The sequence below is a fragment of the Acinetobacter sp. ANC 3781 genome, assembly GCF_004331285.1.
In the GTDB taxonomy this organism is placed as follows: Bacteria; Pseudomonadota; Gammaproteobacteria; order Pseudomonadales; family Moraxellaceae; genus Acinetobacter.
Genome location: NZ_SJOH01000002.1, coordinates 131,662 through 154,066, shown reverse-complemented (window position 1 = coordinate 154,066; position 22,405 = coordinate 131,662). Strand labels below are relative to the sequence as shown.

General features: G+C 40.6%; 26 protein-coding genes. 16 read left to right on the top strand and 10 right to left on the bottom strand.

Annotated elements, in window-relative coordinates; all coding sequences use genetic code 11:
• Positions 1-11: 11 nt before the first annotated feature.
• Positions 12-602: an SMC-Scp complex subunit ScpB gene (gene scpB, locus E0H89_RS02390; RefSeq protein ID WP_131214248.1), complete on the bottom strand. Its 591-nt coding sequence runs from the start codon at positions 600-602 to the stop codon at positions 12-14.
• Positions 599-1,393 carry a segregation and condensation protein A gene (locus E0H89_RS02385; protein WP_131214247.1) on the bottom strand — a complete coding sequence of 265 codons (795 nt, stop codon included), beginning with the start codon at positions 1,391-1,393 and terminating at the stop codon, positions 599-601. Before E0H89_RS02385 ends, scpB begins: the two co-directional genes overlap by 4 nt.
• Before the next feature lie 426 nt (positions 1,394-1,819).
• On the opposite strand from E0H89_RS02385, the gene E0H89_RS02380 reads away from it, so the two are divergent.
• A complete protein-coding gene (locus E0H89_RS02380) occupies positions 1,820-2,050 on the top strand; it encodes a hypothetical protein (protein WP_131214246.1) in 231 nt (76 codons plus the stop codon).
• A gap of 458 nt (positions 2,051-2,508) precedes the next feature.
• Entirely contained in the window at positions 2,509-2,967 is a 459-nt protein-coding gene (locus E0H89_RS02375; RefSeq protein WP_131214245.1) for a hypothetical protein, read from the top strand.
• 126 nt (positions 2,968-3,093) lie between these two features.
• On the opposite strand, the gene E0H89_RS02370 is transcribed toward E0H89_RS02375, so the two are convergent.
• Entirely contained in the window at positions 3,094-3,711 is a 618-nt protein-coding gene (locus E0H89_RS02370; protein WP_131214244.1) for an L-threonylcarbamoyladenylate synthase, read from the bottom strand.
• A gap of 84 nt (positions 3,712-3,795) precedes the next feature.
• Complete coding sequence (locus E0H89_RS02365) at positions 3,796-4,458, bottom strand: elongation factor P hydroxylase (protein ID WP_131214243.1); 663 nt, start codon at positions 4,456-4,458, stop codon at positions 3,796-3,798.
• Between the two features lie 97 nt (positions 4,459-4,555).
• On the opposite strand from E0H89_RS02365, the gene E0H89_RS02360 reads away from it, so the two are divergent.
• The 6 genes from E0H89_RS02360 (at position 4,556) to lysM (ending at position 8,252) form a co-directional block, all read left to right on the top strand.
• Positions 4,556-5,113 carry a YceD family protein gene (locus E0H89_RS02360; RefSeq protein WP_131214242.1) on the top strand — a complete coding sequence of 186 codons (558 nt, stop codon included), beginning with the start codon at positions 4,556-4,558 and terminating at the stop codon, positions 5,111-5,113.
• A 76-nt stretch (positions 5,114-5,189) separates the two neighbouring features.
• Positions 5,190-5,375 carry a 50S ribosomal protein L32 gene (gene rpmF / locus E0H89_RS02355; RefSeq protein ID WP_067870197.1) on the top strand — a complete coding sequence of 62 codons (186 nt, stop codon included), beginning with the start codon at positions 5,190-5,192 and terminating at the stop codon, positions 5,373-5,375.
• Between the two features lie 156 nt (positions 5,376-5,531).
• The gene (gene fabD / locus E0H89_RS02350; protein WP_131214241.1) at positions 5,532-6,518 is read left to right on the top strand and encodes an ACP S-malonyltransferase; all 987 of its coding nucleotides are present in this window, start codon (positions 5,532-5,534) and stop codon (positions 6,516-6,518) included.
• On the top strand, positions 6,515-7,249 hold the full coding sequence (gene fabG / locus E0H89_RS02345; protein WP_131214240.1) for a 3-oxoacyl-ACP reductase FabG: 735 nt from the start codon (positions 6,515-6,517) through the stop codon (positions 7,247-7,249). Before fabD ends, fabG begins: the two co-directional genes overlap by 4 nt.
• Before the next feature lie 86 nt (positions 7,250-7,335).
• A complete protein-coding gene (gene acpP, locus E0H89_RS02340; protein WP_004651013.1) occupies positions 7,336-7,572 on the top strand; it encodes an acyl carrier protein in 237 nt (78 codons plus the stop codon).
• Positions 7,573-7,769: 197 nt separating this feature from the next.
• A complete protein-coding gene (gene lysM, locus E0H89_RS02335) occupies positions 7,770-8,252 on the top strand; it encodes a peptidoglycan-binding protein LysM (protein WP_131214239.1) in 483 nt (160 codons plus the stop codon).
• Positions 8,253-8,292: 40 nt separating this feature from the next.
• Here the strand turns inward: lysM and E0H89_RS02330 are convergent, their stop codons facing one another.
• Positions 8,293-8,889, bottom strand: a complete 597-nt coding sequence (locus E0H89_RS02330) for a hypothetical protein (protein WP_131214238.1) — start codon at positions 8,887-8,889, stop codon at positions 8,293-8,295.
• Between the two features lie 442 nt (positions 8,890-9,331).
• Between E0H89_RS02330 and rutD the strand changes: the two genes are divergently transcribed.
• The 8 genes from rutD (at position 9,332) to E0H89_RS02290 (ending at position 16,369) form a co-directional block, all read left to right on the top strand.
• Positions 9,332-10,153 carry a pyrimidine utilization protein D gene (gene rutD, locus E0H89_RS02325; protein ID WP_131214237.1) on the top strand — a complete coding sequence of 274 codons (822 nt, stop codon included), beginning with the start codon at positions 9,332-9,334 and terminating at the stop codon, positions 10,151-10,153.
• A gap of 339 nt (positions 10,154-10,492) precedes the next feature.
• The gene (gene rutA / locus E0H89_RS02320; RefSeq protein ID WP_131214236.1) at positions 10,493-11,608 is read left to right on the top strand and encodes a pyrimidine utilization protein A; all 1,116 of its coding nucleotides are present in this window, start codon (positions 10,493-10,495) and stop codon (positions 11,606-11,608) included.
• Positions 11,609-11,610: 2 nt separating this feature from the next.
• Positions 11,611-12,366: a pyrimidine utilization protein B gene (rutB, locus tag E0H89_RS02315; RefSeq protein WP_131214329.1), complete on the top strand. Its 756-nt coding sequence runs from the start codon at positions 11,611-11,613 to the stop codon at positions 12,364-12,366.
• A gap of 20 nt (positions 12,367-12,386) precedes the next feature.
• Positions 12,387-12,767 carry a pyrimidine utilization protein C gene (gene rutC / locus E0H89_RS02310; RefSeq protein WP_131214235.1) on the top strand — a complete coding sequence of 127 codons (381 nt, stop codon included), beginning with the start codon at positions 12,387-12,389 and terminating at the stop codon, positions 12,765-12,767.
• Positions 12,768-12,886: 119 nt separating this feature from the next.
• Positions 12,887-13,447, top strand: a complete 561-nt coding sequence (gene rutF / locus E0H89_RS02305; protein ID WP_131214328.1) for an NADH-dependent FMN reductase RutF — start codon at positions 12,887-12,889, stop codon at positions 13,445-13,447.
• Positions 13,448-13,480: 33 nt separating this feature from the next.
• Positions 13,481-14,830 carry a pyrimidine utilization transport protein G gene (gene rutG / locus E0H89_RS02300; RefSeq protein ID WP_131214234.1) on the top strand — a complete coding sequence of 450 codons (1,350 nt, stop codon included), beginning with the start codon at positions 13,481-13,483 and terminating at the stop codon, positions 14,828-14,830.
• 9 nt (positions 14,831-14,839) lie between these two features.
• The gene (locus E0H89_RS02295; RefSeq protein WP_131214233.1) at positions 14,840-15,712 is read left to right on the top strand and encodes an NAD(P)-dependent oxidoreductase; all 873 of its coding nucleotides are present in this window, start codon (positions 14,840-14,842) and stop codon (positions 15,710-15,712) included.
• 243 nt (positions 15,713-15,955) lie between these two features.
• Positions 15,956-16,369 carry a TM2 domain-containing protein gene (locus E0H89_RS02290; protein WP_131214232.1) on the top strand — a complete coding sequence of 138 codons (414 nt, stop codon included), beginning with the start codon at positions 15,956-15,958 and terminating at the stop codon, positions 16,367-16,369.
• Between the two features lie 44 nt (positions 16,370-16,413).
• Here E0H89_RS02290 and E0H89_RS02285 read toward each other — a convergent pair whose 3' ends face one another.
• From E0H89_RS02285 to E0H89_RS02275, 5 genes are all read right to left on the bottom strand, one after another.
• On the bottom strand, positions 16,414-17,022 hold the full coding sequence (locus tag E0H89_RS02285; RefSeq protein WP_131214231.1) for a DUF805 domain-containing protein: 609 nt from the start codon (positions 17,020-17,022) through the stop codon (positions 16,414-16,416).
• Between the two features lie 173 nt (positions 17,023-17,195).
• The gene (locus tag E0H89_RS02280; RefSeq protein ID WP_131214230.1) at positions 17,196-18,479 is read right to left on the bottom strand and encodes a ribonucleotide-diphosphate reductase subunit beta; all 1,284 of its coding nucleotides are present in this window, start codon (positions 18,477-18,479) and stop codon (positions 17,196-17,198) included.
• Positions 18,480-18,622: 143 nt separating this feature from the next.
• Positions 18,623-18,751, bottom strand: coding sequence for a hypothetical protein (locus E0H89_RS16825; RefSeq protein ID WP_284702735.1), 129 nt, complete (start codon positions 18,749-18,751; stop codon positions 18,623-18,625).
• A 64-nt stretch (positions 18,752-18,815) separates the two neighbouring features.
• Positions 18,816-18,941: a hypothetical protein gene (locus tag E0H89_RS16820; RefSeq protein ID WP_284702734.1), complete on the bottom strand. Its 126-nt coding sequence runs from the start codon at positions 18,939-18,941 to the stop codon at positions 18,816-18,818.
• A 286-nt stretch (positions 18,942-19,227) separates the two neighbouring features.
• Positions 19,228-22,062: a ribonucleoside-diphosphate reductase subunit alpha gene (locus E0H89_RS02275; protein ID WP_131214229.1), complete on the bottom strand. Its 2,835-nt coding sequence runs from the start codon at positions 22,060-22,062 to the stop codon at positions 19,228-19,230.
• Between the last annotated feature and the right edge of the window lie 343 nt (positions 22,063-22,405).

Sequence of the window (22,405 nt, the reverse complement as noted above, 5' to 3'; positions counted from 1 at the left end):
AGTTCACCTATCTATGACTTCGGTGCGTGAGCATCGAGGGCCATAAAAGCTTCCTTGGCATCCTGTAGGGGAGGCAATTGACCTAAAGACGCCAGGCCAAAAGCATTTAAAAATTGTGGCGTTGTAACTAACAACGCGGGTTTTCCCGGTAGCTCTCTAAAACCAGACTCTTTAATCCAGTTCCAGTCAAACAACGATCTCAGTATCTGACTATTATTTGAAACTCCACGAATTTGTTCAATATCTGCTCGGGTTACTGGTTGATGGTAAGCAATCACAGCAAGGGTTTCGAGCATGGTTGGCGATAAGCGAGTTGGTCGCTCTGGCCAAACTTGGGTAATGATATTGCGATATTTAGCACGAACCTGAAAACGGAAACCTTGTGCTGTTTCCACCAGTTCGATCGATCTGCCATGTTGTAGCATAGCAAGTTGTTGCAAGAATTGACGCAATTCTTGTTTAGAATATAGATTCTGGAACGCTTCTTTTAAACGTGCAAGTGAAACAGCTGCTTCACTTGCAAAAATAATTGCTTCCAGTTGCATCAAAACTTCATGTTGGTTATCAGCAACAGATAAAGGAGAGGCTTGATGATCAATCATGCGAGTACTCCTTGAATCGCAAGTGGCGCTTCAATACCGGTTGCAATAATATTCACTTTTTGTTGGCGGGTCAGTTCTAAAATGGCCATAAAGGTGACCACCATCCCCATACGTCCCTGACTCGGTTTCAATAAGGCTTGAAAATGTAGGATTTCACCGGACCTTAAACGATTTTCAATAAAGGCAATCCGTTCTTCAAGCAATACTGGTTCTTGTAAAATTTGATGGGTCATCGGTTCGGGGCGATTAAACACGCAAAATAAAGCATCACGTAAAAGACCAATATCATAGCCTTCATTATTCTGTGCAATTTGACCTAAACTGACATTGGTGGGGAAGGTGTCACGGTCTAAAACGGGCATTTGCCCCAAACGTTCGGCCGCCTGTTTTACCCGTAAATAATTTTCCAGACGATCAATCAGTTGTTGTTTTGGATCTTTTTCAATCACAATGGATGTATTTGCTTTGGGTAGCAGTAAGCGTGATTTAAGATCGGCCAATAAAGCCGCCATCACCATATAGTCAGCTGTTAATTCAATATTGAGTGACTTCATTGCATCCATATACGACAAATACTGGGCTGCAATCGGCGCAATATCTAGTTGTAATAAGTCAAAACCGCTTTTTTGAATCAGATAAATCAGGAAGTCGAGTGGTCCTTCGAAATGCTCTAAAAGAATTTCAAATGCTGCAGGAGGAATATACAAATCCTCTGGAATAGATTCTTGCCACTCATCCAAAATACGGATGGGTGAAGCTTGCTCCATAGGATTATGGATCGGTTGATTCATTACAGTTATAGGCCACGCGAATTTTCAAAGGCATGAAGATGCTATTTCAGATCAGCTTTCAGGATAGGTGCTGTGTGAAGAGAAAAAGCACATAATTAATCTGCGTAGTCTAAAGGAAAATGGCCTTCAAATAAATTACAAAATCTAACAAATGACAAAAAAACCTAAAATAAATAGGGATTTTTTATTGAAATAGAAATAATGCCTTTGATATCATTGTTAAATATGATTTTTTTACTGGTATAAAACAAATCTTTGCGCACTAGAACACTAATACAGACTATGGGATCATCTAGGAAAAATTATCAGAAAGTACAAGAAAATGAATAGAGTCAAATTATTGGTATAGCTGTATCCAATCCTTCAGCAGGGCAGTTTTCAGCAAAAAATCTATATGGAAACAGTGTCACATTACATGATTTGTCTGTGACTACACTCAATGAAGCGTATTTTCAGCAAATGTTGCAATGTATAAATATAAAAGTGGAGCGCAGTTATTGGAACGATTTATCTTACTCAGACCTTAAAGTTGAAGATGAATTACCAATCGCTTTAGCTAATTATTTTGGTTTTAAAAGAAGCATTCATTATTTAATTAAAGTGAATGATACGGTGGCGGTATGGGTGAGGTTAATTAATCAATATCCTGCGGATTAGGTTATAGATCTGGCTAATATTTTTTTCGCCACCAATAAAACAGTCCAATGCCTCGACTGAAGCGATCTATTTATGATTGAAAGCATATTTTGAGCAAGAGTTTGCTAGGTTGAGTGAAAATGTGATGTATTGAATCAATCGTCAAAATATGTGGCTGTAAGGTTTGGATTTCAGTATAAAGCAACCTTTCGTTAACACTTTATAGCCAAACGCCAAAACCGCAATTCTGCCTGGTTTTCAATATTAGATGAAGAATGGATCAATCTTCAAAAAGCTTATCAGAATGATTTCGAGCCAGATAATCTTGATGCAGAGGAAGAGCAGAAAAAAGTGTTTAACTAACTTACAAACTGAATAAGAAAAATAACATAACAATAGGTTTTGTCATTAAGGAAAATAAAAAAGAGTGATACGGTTGGCATAATAATAATTTTTTGATAATTATAAGCAGGCTGAGGATGAATATTAAATTTGTGATTACAGGCACATTTATCATTGCAGTGTTATTTGGAGGGATTGAACTGTATTGGAAGCATAAGTTTCAGCAGCAAGTGCGTGAGACATTAAAAAATATCCGTATGGATGATACGATGCGCCAGCAAATGAAGAGTACAGGATTACCGATCGATGATGGGGATATCTTAAATCACTATCCCAATATTATTACTTATATGTATTTGACAGAATTTAATGGTAAACAAGTTCCGGATCCTATAAAAAACAGTGTCAATCAGCTAGGCTGTTCAATTCTGGAGAAGTTAAAAGGACAGAAACCGGATATGGTAGATGCTTATTTAACGGTCTATAAAGACGATAACGTGACGGCGACTTATATTATTCAGAATAAATTTAGACAAGAAATTTATCAGACCAAGCAAACCCTTACTGAATGTCCAAATTTTAATCAAGCTGTATAAACCAATGCAATCACATTTACAGAGACATCAGAATATCGCCCGTCTCTGAGAAAACGTTGACATACAATAAAAAATGGAAGAGTGGCGCTTGATTTATTCTGTATTCAAGGATGCAGAATAAAGCGCTTACTCGAAAGCGCTTACATCTCCGACCCCATGACGGATCACTTCCGGATGCTCGCCGGATAAATCAACAATGCTGGTGGTATTTAAGATTCCTAGACCCCCATCCACAAACACATCAATCCGTTTGCCCAGTTCCATTTCAATATCATATGGATCATCTAAAGGCTCTGTATGATTGGGAAGAATTAGCGTACTGGTTAACAGGGGTTCATCCAGCTCTTTCAATAACATTCGACAAATCGGATTACTCGGAATACGCAGTCCAATGGTTTTCTTTTTTGGATGCATTAGTCGTTTAGGGACTTCACTGGTTGCAGGTAAGATAAAGGTGGTTACAGCAGGGGTATTATTTTTCAGCAACCGATACATGGCATTGTCCACCTTGGCATAGGTGGCAATATCGGATAAATCACAACATAGAATGGCATATTGATGCTTTGGCCCTAAGCCACGTATTTGTGCAATACGCTCCATGGCATTTTTATTACCGATTTGACAGCCAATTGCATATGCGGCATCGGTCGGGTAGACCACCACATCGCCCGCACGAATACGTTCTACCGCCTGCGTGATTAAACGGGGTTGAGGATTATCAGGATGTACTCTTAAATGAAGCATATTTATTCTCTCCCGATTTATTTTTAGACATTATCTGTTGATTTTACAAAGTCTTGCAATCATGCTTTGATGAGTTTATGTAATTCAGTCCAGAGTTTCGCGTTGAAACTCATCACTTTGTAATGTTTTGCCACTTCGCGTACAGGCACAGATACACTGAATAAAGCGTGCTGCATCGCGGGGAAGTTTGGCTTCACCGTTAAAATATTGATGAACTTGGGCATAAACATTGTCTTTAAAAGTTGTGCCATTACCGCCATCACCAGTTAAATTATCTAAAGATACGCGGAATTTTCGACCGAAAGCTTGAGAGAATAACCATTCAATGGCTTGCGGTTTAATTTCGACCTGCTCAAATAACGCTTGTTGCTCAGCACTTCGGCCATCCGGGGCATACCAATAGCCCAAATCTGCCATTAAGCGTCTTTGGTCGCCCGCAATGCTCCAGTGGCTGATCTCGTGTAACGCACTATTAAAGAAACCATGGGCAAACTGAATGCGGGCAGGGAGGTCTTTATTCGCTGGAAAATATTCAGGTTCAAAATCACCACGAACAAGCGTCACATTTAGGTGGGAAAACCAGTGATTAAAGTGTAGTATAAGCCAATCTACTTGTTGAACTTCTGTTTGCAAATTAGCCCACGGTGAGAGTTGCACATGGTCTAAAAAAACCGCAGAATCTGAGGTTGAATGAGTGGTGAACCGTAATGAAGTAGTGACTTCAGGTTGCGGCTGCAACTGATGCATGACTTGTATTACCCAAATGATCTGTCTAAATAAGTACAAAATTGTATCTTAATCTTTGACAGAGTACCCATGAATTTGTAGAATTGCCGCCTTAATTATGTCAGCAAATACCTTTCCGGCACAGATTGAGCCGTTTAAATGGGCTGAACAAGGCTTTACATGGTCAGGTACCCTGCCATTGTCTCGCTTTGTTCGTATTTCCCGTGAAGCTGTTGGATCAATTGATCATCAATTGATTAACATAGACTGTAAGCTATCAATGGATGCGTATCATCGTATCGTATGGTTAGATGGTCATGTTGAAACGAAAGTTCCAATGGAATGTCAGCGTTGTCTGAATACCGTTGAAATTGCTCTCGTTTCAGACTTTCATTTAGCGCTTGTGGATGATGAATCACTGATAGAGCGCTTGGATGAGGATGCTGATTTCATCGTCCTAGGTGAGAGTGAAGCAACGACCAAAGGTAGCTTTGATGCACCTGCGACTGCTGATTTACTCGCACTGATAGAAGATGAATTGTTATTGTTGATGCCTTTGTCTCCTAGACATGACGTTTGTGAGCATAAGCATCAACCTGCTGCTGATGACATTGCCGAAGAAAAACGGGATAATCCGTTTGGTGTTTTGGCAGGTTTGAAGGGCAAACTTAACTAATTTTTGTGTTATACTGTAAAGTATAAGACAACTGAATTTGTTCTGATCCATTTTTCGATCTTTGTAAGGAGCCATCATGGCCGTTCAGCAAAACCGTAAAAGTCGCTCTCGCCGTGACATGCGCCGTTCACATGACGCTTTAACCGAGAATGCATTAACTGTAGACCAAACATCTGGTGAAATTCACCGTCGTCACCACGTGACTAAAGATGGCATCTACCGTGGTCGTCAATTATTCGCTAAAGCAGCTGCTGCTGAGTAATTGGTGATATTAAGCGTCAAGCTTAGTAGAAAAAATGGGAGCGAAAGCTCCCTTTTTTTGTTGCCGTTTTTTGTTGTATTTGGCAATTACCAAAACAAAAATTAAGTGTTAAATTTCGCTTCGTAAAAGAGCTTAGACTCATGAAAGGATTTTGATATGTCTGCTAAACGACTCGAGCAAGCAGCTCAAGCGATAAAAACTGCATTTGTTTTTCCTGGTCAAGGTTCACAGAAAGTTGGCATGTTAGCTGAACTTGCAGAACAGTTTAGTGGTGTGACCGACACTTTTGCCGAAGCTTCAGAAGCGATTGGTTTTGATTTATGGCACATTGCCCAAAGTGGTGAAGGGTTAAACCAAACAGAATTTACACAGCCTGTATTGCTGACTGCAAGTATTGCCTTGTGGCGTGTGTGGTTGGAATTGGGTGGTGTTGCACCAAAATATCTTGCAGGTCACTCATTGGGTGAATATAGCGCATTGGTTGCAGCTGGAGCGATGAGTTTAGGCGATGCCGTTAAACTGGTACATTTACGCGGTAAACTTATGCAAGAAGCTGTTCCACAAGGACAGGGTGCGATGGCCGCTATTTTGGGCCTCGAAGATGCCAAGGTGATTGAGCTTTGTGAGCAAGTCAATGCACAGGCGAACGGTTCAGTAGAAGCCGCAAATTACAATGCACAAGGTCAAGTGGTCATTGCTGGTGATAAAGCAGCAGTAGAAGCGGTAATGGCTGCGGCAAAAGAACAGTCAGGTAAGGCGATTGCATTACCGGTCTCTGTTCCATCACATTGTTCACTGATGAAACCTGCTGCGGAAAAGTTTGCGGCAGCTTTGGAACAAACTGCCATTGAGCTACCTGGCCTTCCTGTAATACAAAATGTGAACGCAGAAATCGCAACTGATGTGGCAGGCTTGCGTCAGGCATTGACTGCACAATTGTATCAATCAGTGCAATGGACCAAGACCATGCAGTACCTGCAAGATCAAGGTGTAGAGTATGTGGTTGAATGTGGTCCGGGTAATGTCCTTGCCAATCTTGCAAAGCGTTTGCCAAATATTAAAAAAGCATTTCCACTGGACAGTAATAGCCGTCTAGAAGATGCATTAAATGCCATTTTAGTGGCTGAAGGGAAAATTGCATGACACAAGAACGTAAAGTCGCCTTGGTAACAGGTGCGAGCAGAGGGATTGGAGCAGCCATCGCTCAGCAACTCATTCAAGACGGTTATTTTGTCGTTGGTACGGCAACTTCCGAAGCAGGCGCAGAAAAATTATCTGCAAGTTTTGCTGAAAATGGGGCCGGTGCAATGCTTGATGTACGAGATGCTGCTGCCATTGATGCCTTAGTTACAGATATTGAACAAAAATATGGTCCTATTTTGGCACTCGTCAATAATGCCGGAATTACCAAAGATAATTTGTTACTACGTATGTCTGAAGATGACTGGGATGACATTCTCAATATTCATCTGAAAGCCGTATATCGTCTATCTAAGCGTGTTTTAAAAGGTATGACCAAAGCACGTTTTGGACGCATTATTAATATCAGTTCTGTCGTTGCCCACTTTGCAAATCCGGGACAAGCCAACTATTCTGCTGCAAAAGCAGGTATAGAAGCGTTTGGCCGTAGCCTTGCAAAAGAAATGGGTAGTCGCCAAATTACTGTGAACGCTGTTGCACCAGGTTTTATTGCAACAGAAATGACAGAACAGTTAAGTGAAGAAATTCGTAAGAAAATGAGTGAACAAGTGGCATTGAACCGTTTAGGGGATCCACAAGATATCGCAAATGCAGTGAGCTTTCTGGCTAGCGAGAAAGCGAATTACATTACTGGTACTGTTTTACATGTGAATGGCGGTCTATACATGAGCTAATTAGCTGATGTATAAACTTTCAAAAAATTAGATATTCAATTAAACTAACGGCATTAAAAACGCCACAAGCAATGAGGAGAATTCCTGTGAGCGATATCGAACTACGTATCAAACAAGCGGTTGCAGAACAACTTGGTCTTAAAGCTGAAGAGATTAAAAACGAAGCATCTTTTATGGATGACTTAGGTGCTGACTCTTTAGACTTAGTTGAGCTTGTTATGTCTTTCGAAAATGATTTTGACATCACTATCCCTGATGAAGATTCTAACGAAATCACAACTGTTCAATCAGCTATTGACTATGTTTCTAAGAAACTAGGTTAATTGTTGTTTCAGCTTTGCTGAAAATGAAAGCCACCTTTTAGGTGGCTTTTTTAATGAAAATCAAAATGCTTGTTGGATCCCTTTTATTACATACCGTTACCTTTACATGACCAAAGAGCATCTTTTTGAAGCGGAATTTTAGGTATAAAAATAGAACACTATTTTTAATAGCATAAATAACAAGATGGAGAACTAAAATGGGTCTTTTTGATTTTGTAAAAGGTATTGGTAAAAAAAATACTGCACCAGCAGAACCACAGGCAACTCCAGCAGCTTCAACTACTCCAGCAGAGCCATCTGCGCAAGAAATTGCAAATAAATTACTTGGCCATATTAAAGCGTTGGGCTTGCCTGTAACGGGTTTATCTGTGAGTTATAACAGCACTTCTGATCTGGCGACCATTAAGGGACAAGTACAAAGCCAGGCAGACCGTGAGAAAATTGTGCTGGCGGTAGGGAATGTTGATCACGTCGCAAAAGTGGATGATCAGATGACTGTCGCGACATCTGAACCTGCAAGTAAATTTTATACAGTTAAATCGGGCGATACCCTGTCTAAAATTTCAAAAGAATATTATGGTGATACCAATCAATATAACAAAATTTTTGAAGCTAACCGGCCACTGTTAAAAGATGCGGATGATATTTATCCAGGACAAGTACTTCGTATTCCGGTTTAAGTAGACAGTAATAAAAAAGGCGCTATGAGCGCCTTTTTTATTAAAATTTATGCTGTAGTTTTCTTCTGGCAAGTTGTTTTCTATCTAAAAATTTTTTAGGGTCTAAATAATAGTGTTGTACCAGAGTCTTAACCAGTGTTCTGCGGTTATCTTCATTAAACATATTCAGATCAATATGTGCCATTTTAAATTGTTTGCGAAACTCTGGCTTTAAAATAAAGCCGATACTACTCGTTTTCCATTTTTCTTGGTCTAATGCCCTGGTTGTAAGTGGCTTAAGCACACGATACTTTGAGGCATGTGAGGAATAAAGCTGAGCTTTAAACAAGGTGCTACGCTGCACCATGATGTTAAGTTTTATTCCCATATTTTGTATGGATATAGTTTGGCGGGTAACTACAAGTTTTATGTTCATGGCAATACAGGCCAGCAGAATGATCAGTGTCACTAATAACCAACCTGACGGGGGTTGATGTAATAAATACTGAATCAGACTACTAAAATCTTGAACCATATTGAAGCTACTAAGAGAGTGCTGCGCTAAAACAATAAATAGGGCAGGGATGAAGATCAGCCCAATAAAATAACGCGGCAGATAGTGACATTGAAATAGTGGATCTTCAGTTGCTATGTCCATGAACCATCACCTTTCAAGAAAAATATAGGTAGGAAGAGATTGCCATTTCTAGCGCACTGACTGTTCTATTACGAGACAGTGAGTGTTTGGGGTTGTTATAAATTTGACTCCAATTAACTTGCATATCGATTTTTTGACGCTTGTTTTAGCATCTTATTTTCTTACATTTTTTATTTTATTCGTCTTTGTTGTATTCATCTATTTTAAGTTTTTGGTTTGACTTGGGTTTAGCTATTTTTGTTGTAGATTTGAGTATGAAAGTAAATCTTGTTAGGCGATTTTTTAGATTCAAATTTTTACTTTTTCTTATTTTTATAAAATTTTATTCTCTATATTTCACTGCAACGGGGATTTGATATTGATGAGATAGACTGAGTTTATTTGATTATTTAGGCACAATTCTTGCTGTTTCTTATTAAATTTATTTTAATGAATGGTAAAAATGAGCTATCAAATTCATCGATGTACAGGAAATTCAGCAGCTGAGTATTTAATTTTATCTTCAGGTTTGGGTGGTCATGCCAGTTTCTGGAAACCTCAAATTGCGGCTTTAACAGAACATTTTCATGTTCTAACTTATGACCAGGAAGGTTGTCATGCCGATTCAGCTCTTCTTCCACATAAGTATGCAATTACTAACCTGGCATTGCAGTTACTGGAAATTATAAAATTAGAAAAAATTCAGTGTTTTCATTTTATTGGACATGCGATTGGCGCATTTATTGGTGCAGAACTGGCTATATTAATAGTGTCATCTGAAATAAAACTATTAAGTTTAACCTGTATTAATTCATGGGATGAAATCGATCCGCATACCCAAAAATGCTTTGAAGCCAGGGTTCATTTATTAAAATCTGCAGGTGCAGAAGCTTATGTCCGAGCACAGGGATTATTTTTGTACCCACCAGCATGGATTTCAAAAAATTATCAGCATTTAAATACGCTGGAAAATATTCAGCTTGACGATTTCCCACCGGCTCCAAATGTAATGAAGCGGATTCAAACTGCCCGGCAATTTAAAATCAATGATCAGCATATACAAGCGTTGCAGCATAGCCAACTGCATTTCATTGCCAATCAGGATGACTTTTTGGTTCCTGTACACAAGTCGAGTGATCTACAACAGCGACTCGGTCATGGGCAACTCAGTGTGCTTGTTACAGGGGCACATGCATCTACAGTTGCACAGCCAGAGTTATTAAACAAAACCATGCTGCAATTTTTTCACCATCATTTTTTAAAAGTAGTTTTATTCTCGAATTAAGCAGGCTTATTTATAGCAATAACCGGTAAATTTTTTATCAAACCGCGATTTTTAAGATCGCGGTTTTTTTTAATTTACTCTTTCATAAAAATTCGGGATTAATCGGCGCAGAATTTCTGATTTTTAAGGATTGTGCATTTTTTTAGAGCCATTATTACTATAACAGTGCATCTGGTTTATTGCTTATTTTACTATTTGTTAAAATAATATTTTTATAAATTATTGAAAAATATATATTAAATATAATTGGCACAGCATTTGCTAAATATTAACTATAAAAGTTCAAGTGGCTTGCTTGAAGCAAATTTATAACCAAATGGTAAAAATGAGGTGTTAATAATGAAAATAGGCGTCTTTTGTCCAATCGGAAATAATGGCTGGTTGCTGTCTGAAAATGCACCGCAATATAAACCTAGTTTTGAAATGAACAAGCAAATTGTGCAACGTGCAGAACATTATGGTTTTGACTTTGCCCTCTCGATGATCAAGCTACGTGGCTTTGGCGGGAAAACCGAATTTTGGGATCATAATCTCGAAACATTTACCTTAATGGCGGGTCTTGCTGCGGTGACCAGCAAAATTAAAATTTATGCCACAGCGGCAACTTTGGTGATGCCGCCTGCAATTGTGGCACGTATGGCATCGACTATTGATTCTATTTCCAATGGGCGTTTTGGTTTAAATGTGGTGACCGGTTGGCAAGCGCCTGAATATAAACAAATGGGCATGTGGCCAGGTGATGAATACTTTGCCAAACGTTATGACTATTTGTCTGAATATGTCGAAATTTTACGTGAGCTTTGGGCGACAGGACAATCGGACTTTAAAGGCGAGCATTTCCAAATGGATGATTGCCGCGTAAGTCCAGTTCCGCAAGCAGATATGAAAATCATCTGTGCAGGGCAGTCCGATACGGGACTGGAGTTCTCCGCTAAATATGCAGACTACAACTTTGTCTTTGGTAAAGGCCTAAATACACCCAAGGCTTATGCAGATATTAATGATCGCTTAAAGGCACATACCGATAAAACCGGCCGTGATGTGCAAACTTATGTGCTTTTTATGGTGATTGCGGCAGAGACCGATGAAGAAGCTTTTGCAAAATGGCAAAGCTATAACGATGGGGCAGATGTTGAGGCGATTAACTGGCTGATGAACCAAGGCGGTAAAGATACCAAATCCGGTGCAGATACTAATATTCGTCAAATGGCATCCAGTGTTTCACCCGTCAATATCAACATGGGTACCATTGTCGGTTCTTTTGAAAATGTCGCAAAAATGCTGGATGAAATTGCTGAAATCGAAGGAACTGAAGGCATTCTTTTAACCTTTGATGATTTTATTCAAGGCGTAGAAAATTTTGGCCAAAAAATTCAGCCTTTGATGAAATGCCGTGAGCATATTGTGGTTGAAGGTGAAGCAACTCAAGTTTCAGTCTTGGAGAAGTCAGCATGAATATGAATAAATCTGTAGAAAATGTGGTCTGTACAGGCTTTACCCAAGCCACAGCTACTGGAAAAGTGTTAAAGGCAGAACCGGAAGCCATTCAACTTGCACCCGAGCACACAGCATTAATCGTGATTGATATGCAAAATGCCTATACCTCAAAAGGCGGCTATTTGGATTTGGCAGGTTTTGATGTTTCAAAAACCAAACCTGTAGTGGAGAACATCAAAAAAGCAGTCGATGCCGCGCATGCGTCAAACATTCAGGTGATTTATTTCAAAAATGGCTGGGATGATCAGTATGTGGAAGCGGGTGGTATCAATTCCCCGAATTTTCATAAATCCAACGCCTTAAAAACCATGCGTAAGCAGCCTGAATTACAAGGGAAATTACTCGCAAAAGGCGGCTGGGATTTTGAGCTGATTGATGAACTTAAACCTTTGGCCCAAGACATCGTGATTGAAAAATCCCGTTATAGCGGTTTCTTTAATACCGCTTTGGACAGCATGCTCCGCAGCAAAGGCATTCGGAATCTGGTTTTTGTCGGGATTGCCACCAATGTTTGTGTCGAGTCGACTTTAAGAGACGGCTTTTTCCTTGAGTATTTTGGTATTGCACTAGACGATGCCTGTTATCAGGCAGGACCGATTGAAGCGCATGCAGCCAGTTTATATAACATTAAAACTTTCTTTGGTTGGGTGTCGGACACAGTAAATTTTGTCGAAACCTTTCAATCTAAATCGCATATCTTAGAAAAATCAGCCTGAAACTTTATAAGGGAAATATCATGCCAAAAGAAATTATTTTACCCGTAGGAACAGGAAAACCATTGGCACCGTATGTTCCTGCCACCAAAGCGGACAATATAGTTTATGTTTCGGGCACTTTGGCCTTTGATGAAAATAACAATGTCGTACATATCGGCGATGCTGCTGCACAAACTCGTCATATTTTAGAAACCATCAAAAAAGTCATTGAAACTGCGGGTGGGACAATGGATGACGTGACCTTTAATCATGTCTTTGTCAAAGACTGGGCCGATTATACTGCGATCAATACTGTATATGCGGAGTATTTTCCAGGGGATAAACCGGCACGCTACTGCGTACAAACGGGCCTAGTGAAACCCGATGCTTTAGTCGAAATTGCATCTATCGCGCATGTTTAAATGAAGAAACTTCACAAAAAAGATGTAATTTTGATATCAATGAAGGACAAAACTGAAATTCAAATTGAATAATGAACAGTTGAATTCCAGTAATGGAGATGATGATGAACAGCAAAATCATGTCGGTTCAATCGACAAAAGATTTAGTACAACATGCGCAAAATTTTCAGATGATGACTCATGAAACGCATCAAGAAATTGATCAGGCGACTTTTAGGCAGGGTATGTCTAATTTAGGCGCCGCCGTCAATGTGATTACCACAGATGGTGCAGCGGGTCAGGCCGGTTTTACCGCTTCCGCGGTATGTAGCGTCACCGACTCACCGCCGACTTTACTGGTGTGCTTAAACCGCTCGGCATCGGTATTTGAGACCTTTAAATGTAATCGGGTGCTTTGCGTAAATACTCTCGCTGCACATCATGCTGAATTATCGAATATCTTTGGTGGAAAAACACCCATGTCGGAACGATTCTTGCGTGGAAAATGGTCGACATTGCTCACACAGGCACCCGTTTTAGAGGATGCACTGATTTCGTTTGACTGTGAAGTAGTGCAAAGCATGTCGGTTGGTAGCCACGATGTACTGATTTGTCAGGTCAAAGCCATGAAACAAAATCAAGGTATGAATGCATTGATGTATTTCAATCGTGCGTATTGCGAGCCACAACCCATGAACTAATCCAATATTCCTAATTTAGGGGAGGGGAAACCCATGCAAAAAAAAGAATCGTGGTTTCCGGAATTTAAGCCTTACCAAGGCAATTTAGATACAACACCCGTGCAAATAGATGAATATTTACCTGCAGGGAAAAGTATTGTTTTAGGACTGCAACACGCTTTTGCCATGTTTGGTGCAACGGTGCTTGCACCTTTGTTGATGGGTTTTGATCCGAACTTGACCATTTTAATTACCGGTATCGGAACCATTTTATTTTTCCTGATTACCGGTGGCCGCATGCCGAGTTATCTGGGGTCGAGCTTTGCTTTTATTGGTGCAGTTGCCGCGGCAACCGGTTATGCCGGTGCAGGGTCTAATCCTAATATTGCCTTGGCACTTGGCGGAACTATGGTCTGTGGTTTAATTTATGCCGGTATTGGTTTGATTGTTATGAAAACCGGTACCCGCTGGATTGAAAAATTGATGCCACCGATTGTGACGGGCGCAATTGTCATGATCATTGGTTTGAATCTCGCGCCAGTGACCATTAAAAGTGTATCTGCTAGTTCATTCGATACCTGGATGGCAGTGGTCACCATTATCTGTATCAGCGTAGTGGCGGTATTTACGCGAGGGATGGTGCGACGTTTATTGCTTCTACTCGGTCTTGTAGCTGCATATTTTATTTATTTCCTGATGACCAATGTCATGGGGTTCGGTACACCGATTAATTTTAGCATTATTTCAGACGCGGCCTGGATTGGTTTGCCGACTTTGCATAGTCCTGTTTTTAACGCCAATGCCATTTTATTGATTGCACCTGTGGCACTAATTTTAGTGGCTGAAAACCTGGGTCACTTTAAAGCAGTTTCGGGCATGACCGGCAAAAATCTTGATCCATACATGGGACGTGCATTCTTTGCAGATGGTATATGTACTTCAATGTCTGCATCGGTCGGCGGTACAGGTATGACCACGTATGCTGAAAATATTGGCGTAATGGCCGTCACTAAAGTTTATTCAACGACGATCTTTGTTGTGGCAGGTCTGTTTGCGATTTTACTCGGCTTGTCCCCTAAATTTGGTGCCGTGATTAGTACCATTCCTGTGGCATTGTTGGGTGGTGCATCCATTATGGTATTTGGCTTGATTACTGTGGCCGGCGCAAAAATCTGGATTGATAACAAAATCGATTTCAGCAAAAACAGCACTTTAATTATTGCTGCGGTGAGCCTGATTATGGGAGCGGGTAACTTTAGCTTGAAAATTGGCATCTTCGATTTAGGCGGGATTGGAACTGCAACTTTAGCGGCGATTGTACTGAATCTATTTTTGAATCGTGGTGAAGATGCAACCAGTCCAGTTCCAGCCAGGGTAGATACCGAATCAGTCACACATCCATAGGAGTTCATTTTGAATCAGACAATTGCATTTATTGGACTCGGGGCAATGGGATGGCATATGGCTTCCCATCTTCCTAAACTTGGACATGAAGTCTGGGTCTGGAACAGAACCCAGTCCAAGGCGGATCATCATTCAATCAGCTTTCAAACCCAATCTGTGGATATAGAAAAGGCGGTACAAGCTGATTTTATTTTCTCTTGTTTACCGACCAGTGCGGATGTGGAGCAGTTGATTGCTGAGCATCCACCCAAGTCAGGCAGTATCTGGATTGATTGCACCAGTGGTGTTCCAAAATCTGCACAACAGTTAAATCAAGCCTTAAAAAAAATAGGGGTGGAATATCTGGATGCACCGGTTTCAGGTCAAACCATCGGCGCTGAAAAAGGCACCTTAACCGTGATGATTGGTGGCGATGTAGCTGCCTTTGAAAAAGCCAAACCGATTATTGCTGCATTTTCAGGTCTCATTGAATATGTCGGCGAAAGCGGTTCTGGTTTTGCGGTGAAAGCAATTAATAATACCTTGATGGCCACCCACTTATGGGCGTTGGCAGAAGGTCTCACTGTATTGAAATCTAAGGGAGTTGATTTATCGGCAGCTTTGAACTGTATTAATCATTCCAGTGGTAAAAGCAGTATGTCTGAAAATATTATGGGGCAGCGGGTACTCAGTCGAAGTTTTGATAAAACCTTTGCTCTAGATTTGTTGCAAAAAGATATTGGCATTGCAGTCGATTTGATTCAGCAAGAGTCATTGCAGCTTCCAAGTATGCAATTGATTCAGGAACAGTTTACCCACTTTGAAAAAGATGAGGCCAGTAAATTAGATTTTTCCGCTGCTGTACAGGGTTTGGAAAAAATGAATCAAATCGAGTTACGATAAATCTATCACTCGTCAGTTTAAATCACTCATTAAAAACTCGGATTAAAAAGTCCGGGTTTTTTATTTGAAGTGCTTTTGGCATGAAGTTATTAAACTGCTCTATTTTATAAACTGATAGAACAAAAATTATATGTACTGACAGTGGAATATTTTCCGAATAAGGTCTCTATCGATACCTGTTTTAAATTCGAACAATTAAACCTATAATTTAAAAAGATAATATAAAGAAAACTAAGGGTATTTATGAAAGGGCAAATATTGGATTTTTCCATTCAGACCAATTCGGGAGTGATCAGTGGTGATGATCAAAACCGCTATCAGTTTTCTGGGGCGCAGTGGCGTGGGCAAATTCCACCTGTCCGAGGTCAAAAAATTGATTTTAGCGTGGATGGAACCGGTCAGGCCAATGACATTTACATCCTTAGTTCACCGTCAGTATTTCCTACGCAAGTGGGCGATAAAAACAGGATTATTGCAGCAATCTTGGCTTTTTTCCTCGGCGGCTTCGGTATTCATAAATTTTATTTGGGGCAAATTGGCTGGGGAATTGTTTATCTGATTTTTTGCTGGACCTTTATTCCGGCAATCGTGGCTTTCATCGAGTTCATTATTTACTTGTGTACCTCAGATGAAGACTTTGCCCGCAAATACGGCTAAATTTTGATTCAGTAAAAGGGCGTTATCGCCCTTTTTTATCTGCTTTATTTAGCAGGTTGTCCCCATTGGTTGTTTTCCCTTTTTGTATCTGATGCCCACCAGATAATCAGTGGAATAACGCCAATAACCGTTAGGACAATAAGTTGCCACCAACCTGATCGATTTGTGTCATGTAAACGACGAGCACCTACAGCCAAGCTAGGCAGGAGTAGGGCCAGATTTAATAAACTATTTAGAGTTTGGTGTGTACCTAATATCGCATCAATCACTTGTACAATAATGCCTAAAATGAAACAAACGAGCATAAAGAACCAAAATTCCTTACGTCGTGCACGCCCATCAAAGGTGACATAATTTTTTAAACATTTTACGAACCAGTCAATCATGTTGAATTGTTCTTCAGCTTTATTCTGATCGGAAAGTTTGTCTAACTGATTGGAAATATTTTGCACGGGATTGCTATGACCCAATGCTGTAAAAATTTGAGTTGCATTCCCTGTGGTACTGTCGATATCAAAATCCACACGATCGCCACGAGTAGGTGGACGTTGTCCTCGCCATTCTGCACCGGTAAAATTGTAACGGTTTTGGTCATCACCACTAATAATGCCTGAATTGGTTTGGATTGAATAATCTAGAATCTGTCCTTTCATTTTTGCCTCTATTTTTATGGGTATACGTTATAAATTTAGTGTTGTTATTGCATATCATCATAGCAGAAATGTTTAAAATTTCATCTTTTAATAGTTTTAAGTTTATGTATTCAAGGGTTTTTTGTTTTTAATAAAAAATCCCGCTATATAAGCGGGATTTTTTAATCTTTAAATTACCAGCTTAACGCGCCACCAGTTTGGTAGTCCGTAACACGCGTTTCAAAGAAGTTTTTCTCTTTACGCAAGTCCATCATTTCTGACATCCACTGGAATGGATTGTTCACACCAGCAAATTGTTCAGGCAAGCCAAGTTGTGCTAAACGACGGTTTGCAATGAACTTCAAGTATTCTTCCATCATTGCAGCATTCATGCCCAATACACCGCGTGGCATAGTGTCACGTGCGTATTCGATTTCAAGCATGGTACCTTCAAGAATCATTTGAATGATTTCTTCTTGGAATTCAGCTGTCCAAAGACTTGGATTTTCATTCTTGATTTGGTTAATCATGTCGATACCAAAGTTCAAGTGCATAGATTCATCACGTAGGATGTACTGGAATTGCTCGGCAACACCATTCATCTTGTTACGACGACCCATAGACAGGATCTGGCTGAAACCACAATAGAAGAAAATCCCTTCAAGTACACAGTAGAACGCGATCAAGTTACGAAGCAAGATTTGGTCGTTTTCAGGTGTACCGGTTTTGAAAGTAGGATCACTTAAAGACTGAGTGTATTTTAAGCCCCAAGCCGCTTTACGTGCTACTGACGGTACTTCGCGGTACATGTTGAAGACTTCGCCTTCATCCATACCCAAAGATTCGATACAGTATTGGTAAGCATGCGTATGAATCGCTTCTTCAAATGCTTGACGCAAAATGTACTGACGGCATTCAGGGTTGGTAATATGACGGTAAATCGCCAATACCAGATTATTTGCAACCAATGAGTCGGCAGTCGAGAAGAAACCAAGTGAACGCATCACAATAGTTCGCTCATCTTCGGTTAAGCCGTTTTCAGACTTCCAAAGTGCGATGTCATGGTTCATGTTGACTTCTTGCGGCATCCAGTGATTGGCACAACCGTCTAGATATTTTTGCCAAGCCCATTCGTATTTAAACGGCACAAGCTGGTTTAAGTCAGCACGACAGTTGATCATGGCTTTATCATCAACCTGTACGCGCTGTGCACCCATTTCAAGCTCTTCTAAGCCTGGAGCAACATCAAGTGTTTCTAAGGCAGCAGATGCTCTTGCCAGTGAATCGGCTGAATGTTTTGTTCGACCTTTACTGGTTGCAATGGGTTGTGCAATTGCCACATCCGACGATGTGTTGTGTGCATCAGATACCATCTGCGTATCAGCCGCTTTTTGCGGGTTGATGGGCGCAGACTTGTGTTCAGGTGCAGCCGGTTTTTGCGAATCATCTTCGAAATCGTCCCAACTTAGGATAGACATATTAATTCTCTCTACGTTGCTTTATATCTTTTATGAGACATTCAGCTTGGCTGAGATGTCTTACTATACGCTTAAATTGTGTAAGCAAAATTAAGTTTTGCCGATGAAAGCACTAAACTTGTTCGATAGAGCAGATACCCACACTACTTATTTTGCTTGCTCGCTTTATGTGCCTTGAGCCAGAAATAGCCAATCGGGACATAAAAAGTCAGAACAAAGGAAACGACCAGTGCAACAAGTCCTAACATGTAGTTGTGAGTCATATGGAGCATGGTGTTTTCCTATAATTATTTAAAATGTAAATCCTAGCCGAGACTAAGATTCACATTCACAAAATCATTTTTTAGATGATTTTGTAGGTTTAACGGTTTCAGTCACTGTCGTTTTAGGATGCTTTTGTGCATACTTTTCAGTAACAAAGCGACCAGTACCAGCATCACGGGAAACTTTTTTAGTAGCCATAGAGTTATCTCCATATCAAATCAAAATGACTCATACTGGCTCGAGAAAGAATTCAGTGCTACAATTCATCTCGCATTTGCTAATGCCAGCCTCGTCGTGACCATTTTGGTATCACTTCGAGATTGAAAAGCCCTTTAGTTAGTTTTGACGGACGCTATAGGGCTTTTTTATTGCCTAAATTTTGGAATCCCCTAAATCCCCATTTTGCAAAGGGGGACTTGCATCCCGCCATTTGCTTCGAGGAATCCCCCTCCTTTTAGGAGGGGTTAGGGGAGGTCATGGAAACTTACTGACAAGCTTCACAATCAGGGTTGTCAATTGAACAAGCCAATGGCACTGGCGCTGCTTGAGCAAAATCATCTTCCGCTACTGCTTCAGGTTTTTTCACTTCTTCAACCACAGGTGCGCTAGTGACAACAGCAGGCCCCATGTTTGATTTTACTGCGTTCAATGCACCGGTGTTAATGGTCGATTTTTCTGTAGAAGTCGCACCCAATGCACGAAGGTAATACGTGGTTTTAAGACCACGTAACCAAGCCATTTTGTAGGTCATGTCCAGTTTCTTACCATTTGCACCAGAGATGTAAAGGTTAAGAGACTGTGCCTGATCAATCCATTTTTGACGGCGTGATGCAGCATCTACAATCCAGCGTGGTTCAACTTCAAACGCAGTCGCGAAGATGGCTTTAAGCTCTTCAGGAATACGCGAAATCTTCTGAACAGAACCTTCAAAATGTTTAAGGTCGTTCACCATCACTGAATCCCAAAGACCGCGATCTTTTAACGCACGTACCAGGTACGGGTTGATCACTGTGAATTCACCAGAAAGGTTAGATTTCACATACAGGTTTTGGAAAGTCGGTTCGATAGACTGAGAAACACCACAAATGTTTGAAATGGTTGCAGTTGGAGCAATCGCCATCACGTTCGAGTTACGCATGCCGTCTTTTTGAACTTTGCTGCGTAAAGTATCCCAATCCAGACGAGTAGTACGATCCACTTCGAACATGCGTTCTGGACGTGATTTCGCAACGAGATCTAAAGAGTCGATTGGCAAGATACCTTGATCCCAAAGTGATCCTTTAAATGTCTCATACGTACCGCGTTCAACAGCCAAATCGCTTGAAGTTGAAATAGCGTAGTAGCTGATCACTTCCATCGATTCATCGGCAAAATCAACTGCAGCATCAGAACCATAGGCTAGGTTCATTTCATACAATGCATCCTGGAAGCCCATAATGCCCATACCAACTGGACGATGCTTCATGTTTGAAGTACGTGCTTGTGGTACTGCGTAGTAGTTGATGTCAATCACGTTATCAAGCATACGGACAGCAGTTTTTACTGTACGCGCCAGTTTTTCACGATCTAACACACCACCTTGAACATGTTGTACAAGGTTGATTGAACCCAAGTTACATACTGCGATTTCATCTTCATTGGTGTTTAACGTAATTTCTGTACACAAGTTAGATGAATGCACTACGCCCACGTGTTGTTGTGGTGAACGCAAGTTACATACGTCTTTAAATGTAATCCACGGGTGACCAGTTTCAAACAGCATAGACAGCATTTTGCGCCACAAATCTTTTGCACGAATAACTTTGTGCAACATGTTTGTTTCTTTGGCAATGCCTTCATAGTAAGCATAACGCTCAGCGAATTCTGCACCTATTAAATCATGAAGGTCAGGTGTTTCAGAAGGCGTGAACAGGGTCCATTCACCATCTTCAAATACACGTTGCATGAACAAGTCTGGAACCCAGTTTGCAGTATTCATGTCGTGGGTACGGCGACGGTCATCACCGGTATTTTTACGCAGTTCCAGAAATTCTTCGATATCCAAGTGCCAAGTTTCAAGGTATGCACACACTGCACCTTTACGCTTACCACCTTGGTTTACCGCAACAGCAGTATCGTTGGCAACTTTAAGGAATGGAACAACACCTTGTGATTTACCGTTGGTTCCTTTGATGTATGAGTTCAAGGCACGAACTGGCGTCCAGTCATTGCCTAAACCGCCCGCCCATTTAGACAACATTGCGTTATCACGCATTGCGCCATAAATGTTGTACAGGTCATCACCAATGGTGGTTAAGTAACAGCTAGACAACTGGGGACGTAAAGTACCCGAGTTAAATAGGGTAGGTGTTGAAGCCATATAGTCGAAGCTAGACAACAAGTTATAGAACTCGATGGCACGATCTTCACGGTTTTCTTCATTAAGTGACAGACCCATCGAAACGCGCATGAAGAACAATTGCGGCAATTCAAAACGGATGCCATTTGAATGGATGAAGTAACGGTCAAATAAAGTTTGTAGACCTAAGTATGTGAACTGGTTTGAGCGTTCTGGTTGAATCGCAGCGGCCAATTTAGCAAGGTCAAAGTTAAGCAGTTCTGGAGAGAGAAGATCAAGCTCGATCCCTTTCTTCAAGAAGGTTTCTAAAGCATCACCTTCGTTGGTGTCTGTAGAAAGACCCAAGAACTCTAAACCTGTAGCAACCAGATTGTCACGAAGTAAACGTGCAGTTACATAAGTATAATTCGGTTCTTGTTCAATACGGGTACGGGTCGCCATCATCATAGTAGTTGAGATGTCAGACTCTTTTACGCCGTTATACAAGTTCTTGATGGTTTCATCAACGATCGCCTGAACGTCAATTCCTTCCAGGCCTTCAGCAGCTTTTTCTACATGTGCTTTTAGTGCACCTAAATCAAGCGGTTGAAGCTGACCATTTGCAGCGGTAATTTGCAAAGTAGGATGATGGTGTGCGCCAGTTTGTTTACGTGCATCAGAGCGTTGTTCGCGGTAGATGACATACGCACGCGCAACTTTTTGTTCACCTGTACGCATAAGCGCAAGTTCAACTTGGTCTTGAATTTCTTCAATGTGAATCGTGCCACCTGATGGTAAACGACGGTTAAAAGTATTCATCACCATTTCGGTAAGTTGTTCTATACGATCATGAATACGGCTTGAATCAGCGCTTTGTTGACCTTCTACAGCCAAGAAAGCTTTACCTATCGCGACAGAGATTTTCTCTGCATCAAAAGTAGCAACATCACCGGTGCGTTTAATCACCTGAAGTTGACCAGGAATTGAAGTGATTACGCTCATGTTGGCATAGCTCCATTGTCATCTATTGTTATGTGTGTGGACCATTTGAACTGGACGAAATCTCATCTCAGTGTTTGAGGAATAAACACAAGAACTAGTGGTTTAAAATCGAATTGAACACAAGATACGGGAAAAATGAGCTTAGATCAATATTGACATTTTAGTAAAAATTTTTCTATTTCTTCGCAATATCTCATTGCAAAAAAATCTCTATTTTTATGCTTCTTGTATAAGCCTGATTAGACAGGGGTCTAGCATACCAAAGCTCGAATTAAGTGCTTATAGATAACCTTGTGGATAAGTTAAAAGAGTGCGATTAATTACTCATATTCTGAACAAAATG

Bases quoted from the DNA above. Each gene is read 5' to 3' on its own strand.
- scpB (WP_131214248.1), bottom strand. From the start codon at position 602: ATGATTGATCATCAAGCCTCTCCTTTATCTGTTGCTGATAACCAACAT.
- E0H89_RS02385 (WP_131214247.1), bottom strand. From the start codon at position 1,393: ATGAATCAACCGATCCATAATCCTATGGAGCAAGCTTCACCCATCCGT.
- E0H89_RS02375 (WP_131214245.1), top strand. From the start codon at position 2,509: ATGAATATTAAATTTGTGATTACAGGCACATTTATCATTGCAGTGTTA.
- E0H89_RS02370 (WP_131214244.1), bottom strand. From the start codon at position 3,711: ATGCTTCATTTAAGAGTACATCCTGATAATCCTCAACCCCGTTTAATC.
- E0H89_RS02365 (WP_131214243.1), bottom strand. From the start codon at position 4,458: ATGCATCAGTTGCAGCCGCAACCTGAAGTCACTACTTCATTACGGTTC.
- E0H89_RS02360 (WP_131214242.1), top strand. From the start codon at position 4,556: ATGTCAGCAAATACCTTTCCGGCACAGATTGAGCCGTTTAAATGGGCT.
- rpmF (WP_067870197.1), top strand. From the start codon at position 5,190: ATGGCCGTTCAGCAAAACCGTAAAAGTCGCTCTCGCCGTGACATGCGC.
- fabD (WP_131214241.1), top strand. From the start codon at position 5,532: ATGTCTGCTAAACGACTCGAGCAAGCAGCTCAAGCGATAAAAACTGCA.
- fabG (WP_131214240.1), top strand. From the start codon at position 6,515: ATGACACAAGAACGTAAAGTCGCCTTGGTAACAGGTGCGAGCAGAGGG.
- lysM (WP_131214239.1), top strand. From the start codon at position 7,770: ATGGGTCTTTTTGATTTTGTAAAAGGTATTGGTAAAAAAAATACTGCA.
- E0H89_RS02330 (WP_131214238.1), bottom strand. From the start codon at position 8,889: ATGGACATAGCAACTGAAGATCCACTATTTCAATGTCACTATCTGCCG.
- rutD (WP_131214237.1), top strand. From the start codon at position 9,332: ATGAGCTATCAAATTCATCGATGTACAGGAAATTCAGCAGCTGAGTAT.
- rutA (WP_131214236.1), top strand. From the start codon at position 10,493: ATGAAAATAGGCGTCTTTTGTCCAATCGGAAATAATGGCTGGTTGCTG.
- rutB (WP_131214329.1), top strand. From the start codon at position 11,611: ATGAATAAATCTGTAGAAAATGTGGTCTGTACAGGCTTTACCCAAGCC.
- rutC (WP_131214235.1), top strand. From the start codon at position 12,387: ATGCCAAAAGAAATTATTTTACCCGTAGGAACAGGAAAACCATTGGCA.
- rutF (WP_131214328.1), top strand. From the start codon at position 12,887: ATGTCGGTTCAATCGACAAAAGATTTAGTACAACATGCGCAAAATTTT.
- rutG (WP_131214234.1), top strand. From the start codon at position 13,481: ATGCAAAAAAAAGAATCGTGGTTTCCGGAATTTAAGCCTTACCAAGGC.
- E0H89_RS02290 (WP_131214232.1), top strand. From the start codon at position 15,956: ATGAAAGGGCAAATATTGGATTTTTCCATTCAGACCAATTCGGGAGTG.
- E0H89_RS02285 (WP_131214231.1), bottom strand. From the start codon at position 17,022: ATGAAAGGACAGATTCTAGATTATTCAATCCAAACCAATTCAGGCATT.
- E0H89_RS02280 (WP_131214230.1), bottom strand. From the start codon at position 18,479: ATGTCTATCCTAAGTTGGGACGATTTCGAAGATGATTCGCAAAAACCG.
- E0H89_RS16825 (WP_284702735.1), bottom strand. From the start codon at position 18,751: ATGCTCCATATGACTCACAACTACATGTTAGGACTTGTTGCACTGGTC.
- E0H89_RS16820 (WP_284702734.1), bottom strand. From the start codon at position 18,941: ATGGCTACTAAAAAAGTTTCCCGTGATGCTGGTACTGGTCGCTTTGTT.
- E0H89_RS02275 (WP_131214229.1), bottom strand. From the start codon at position 22,062: ATGAGCGTAATCACTTCAATTCCTGGTCAACTTCAGGTGATTAAACGC.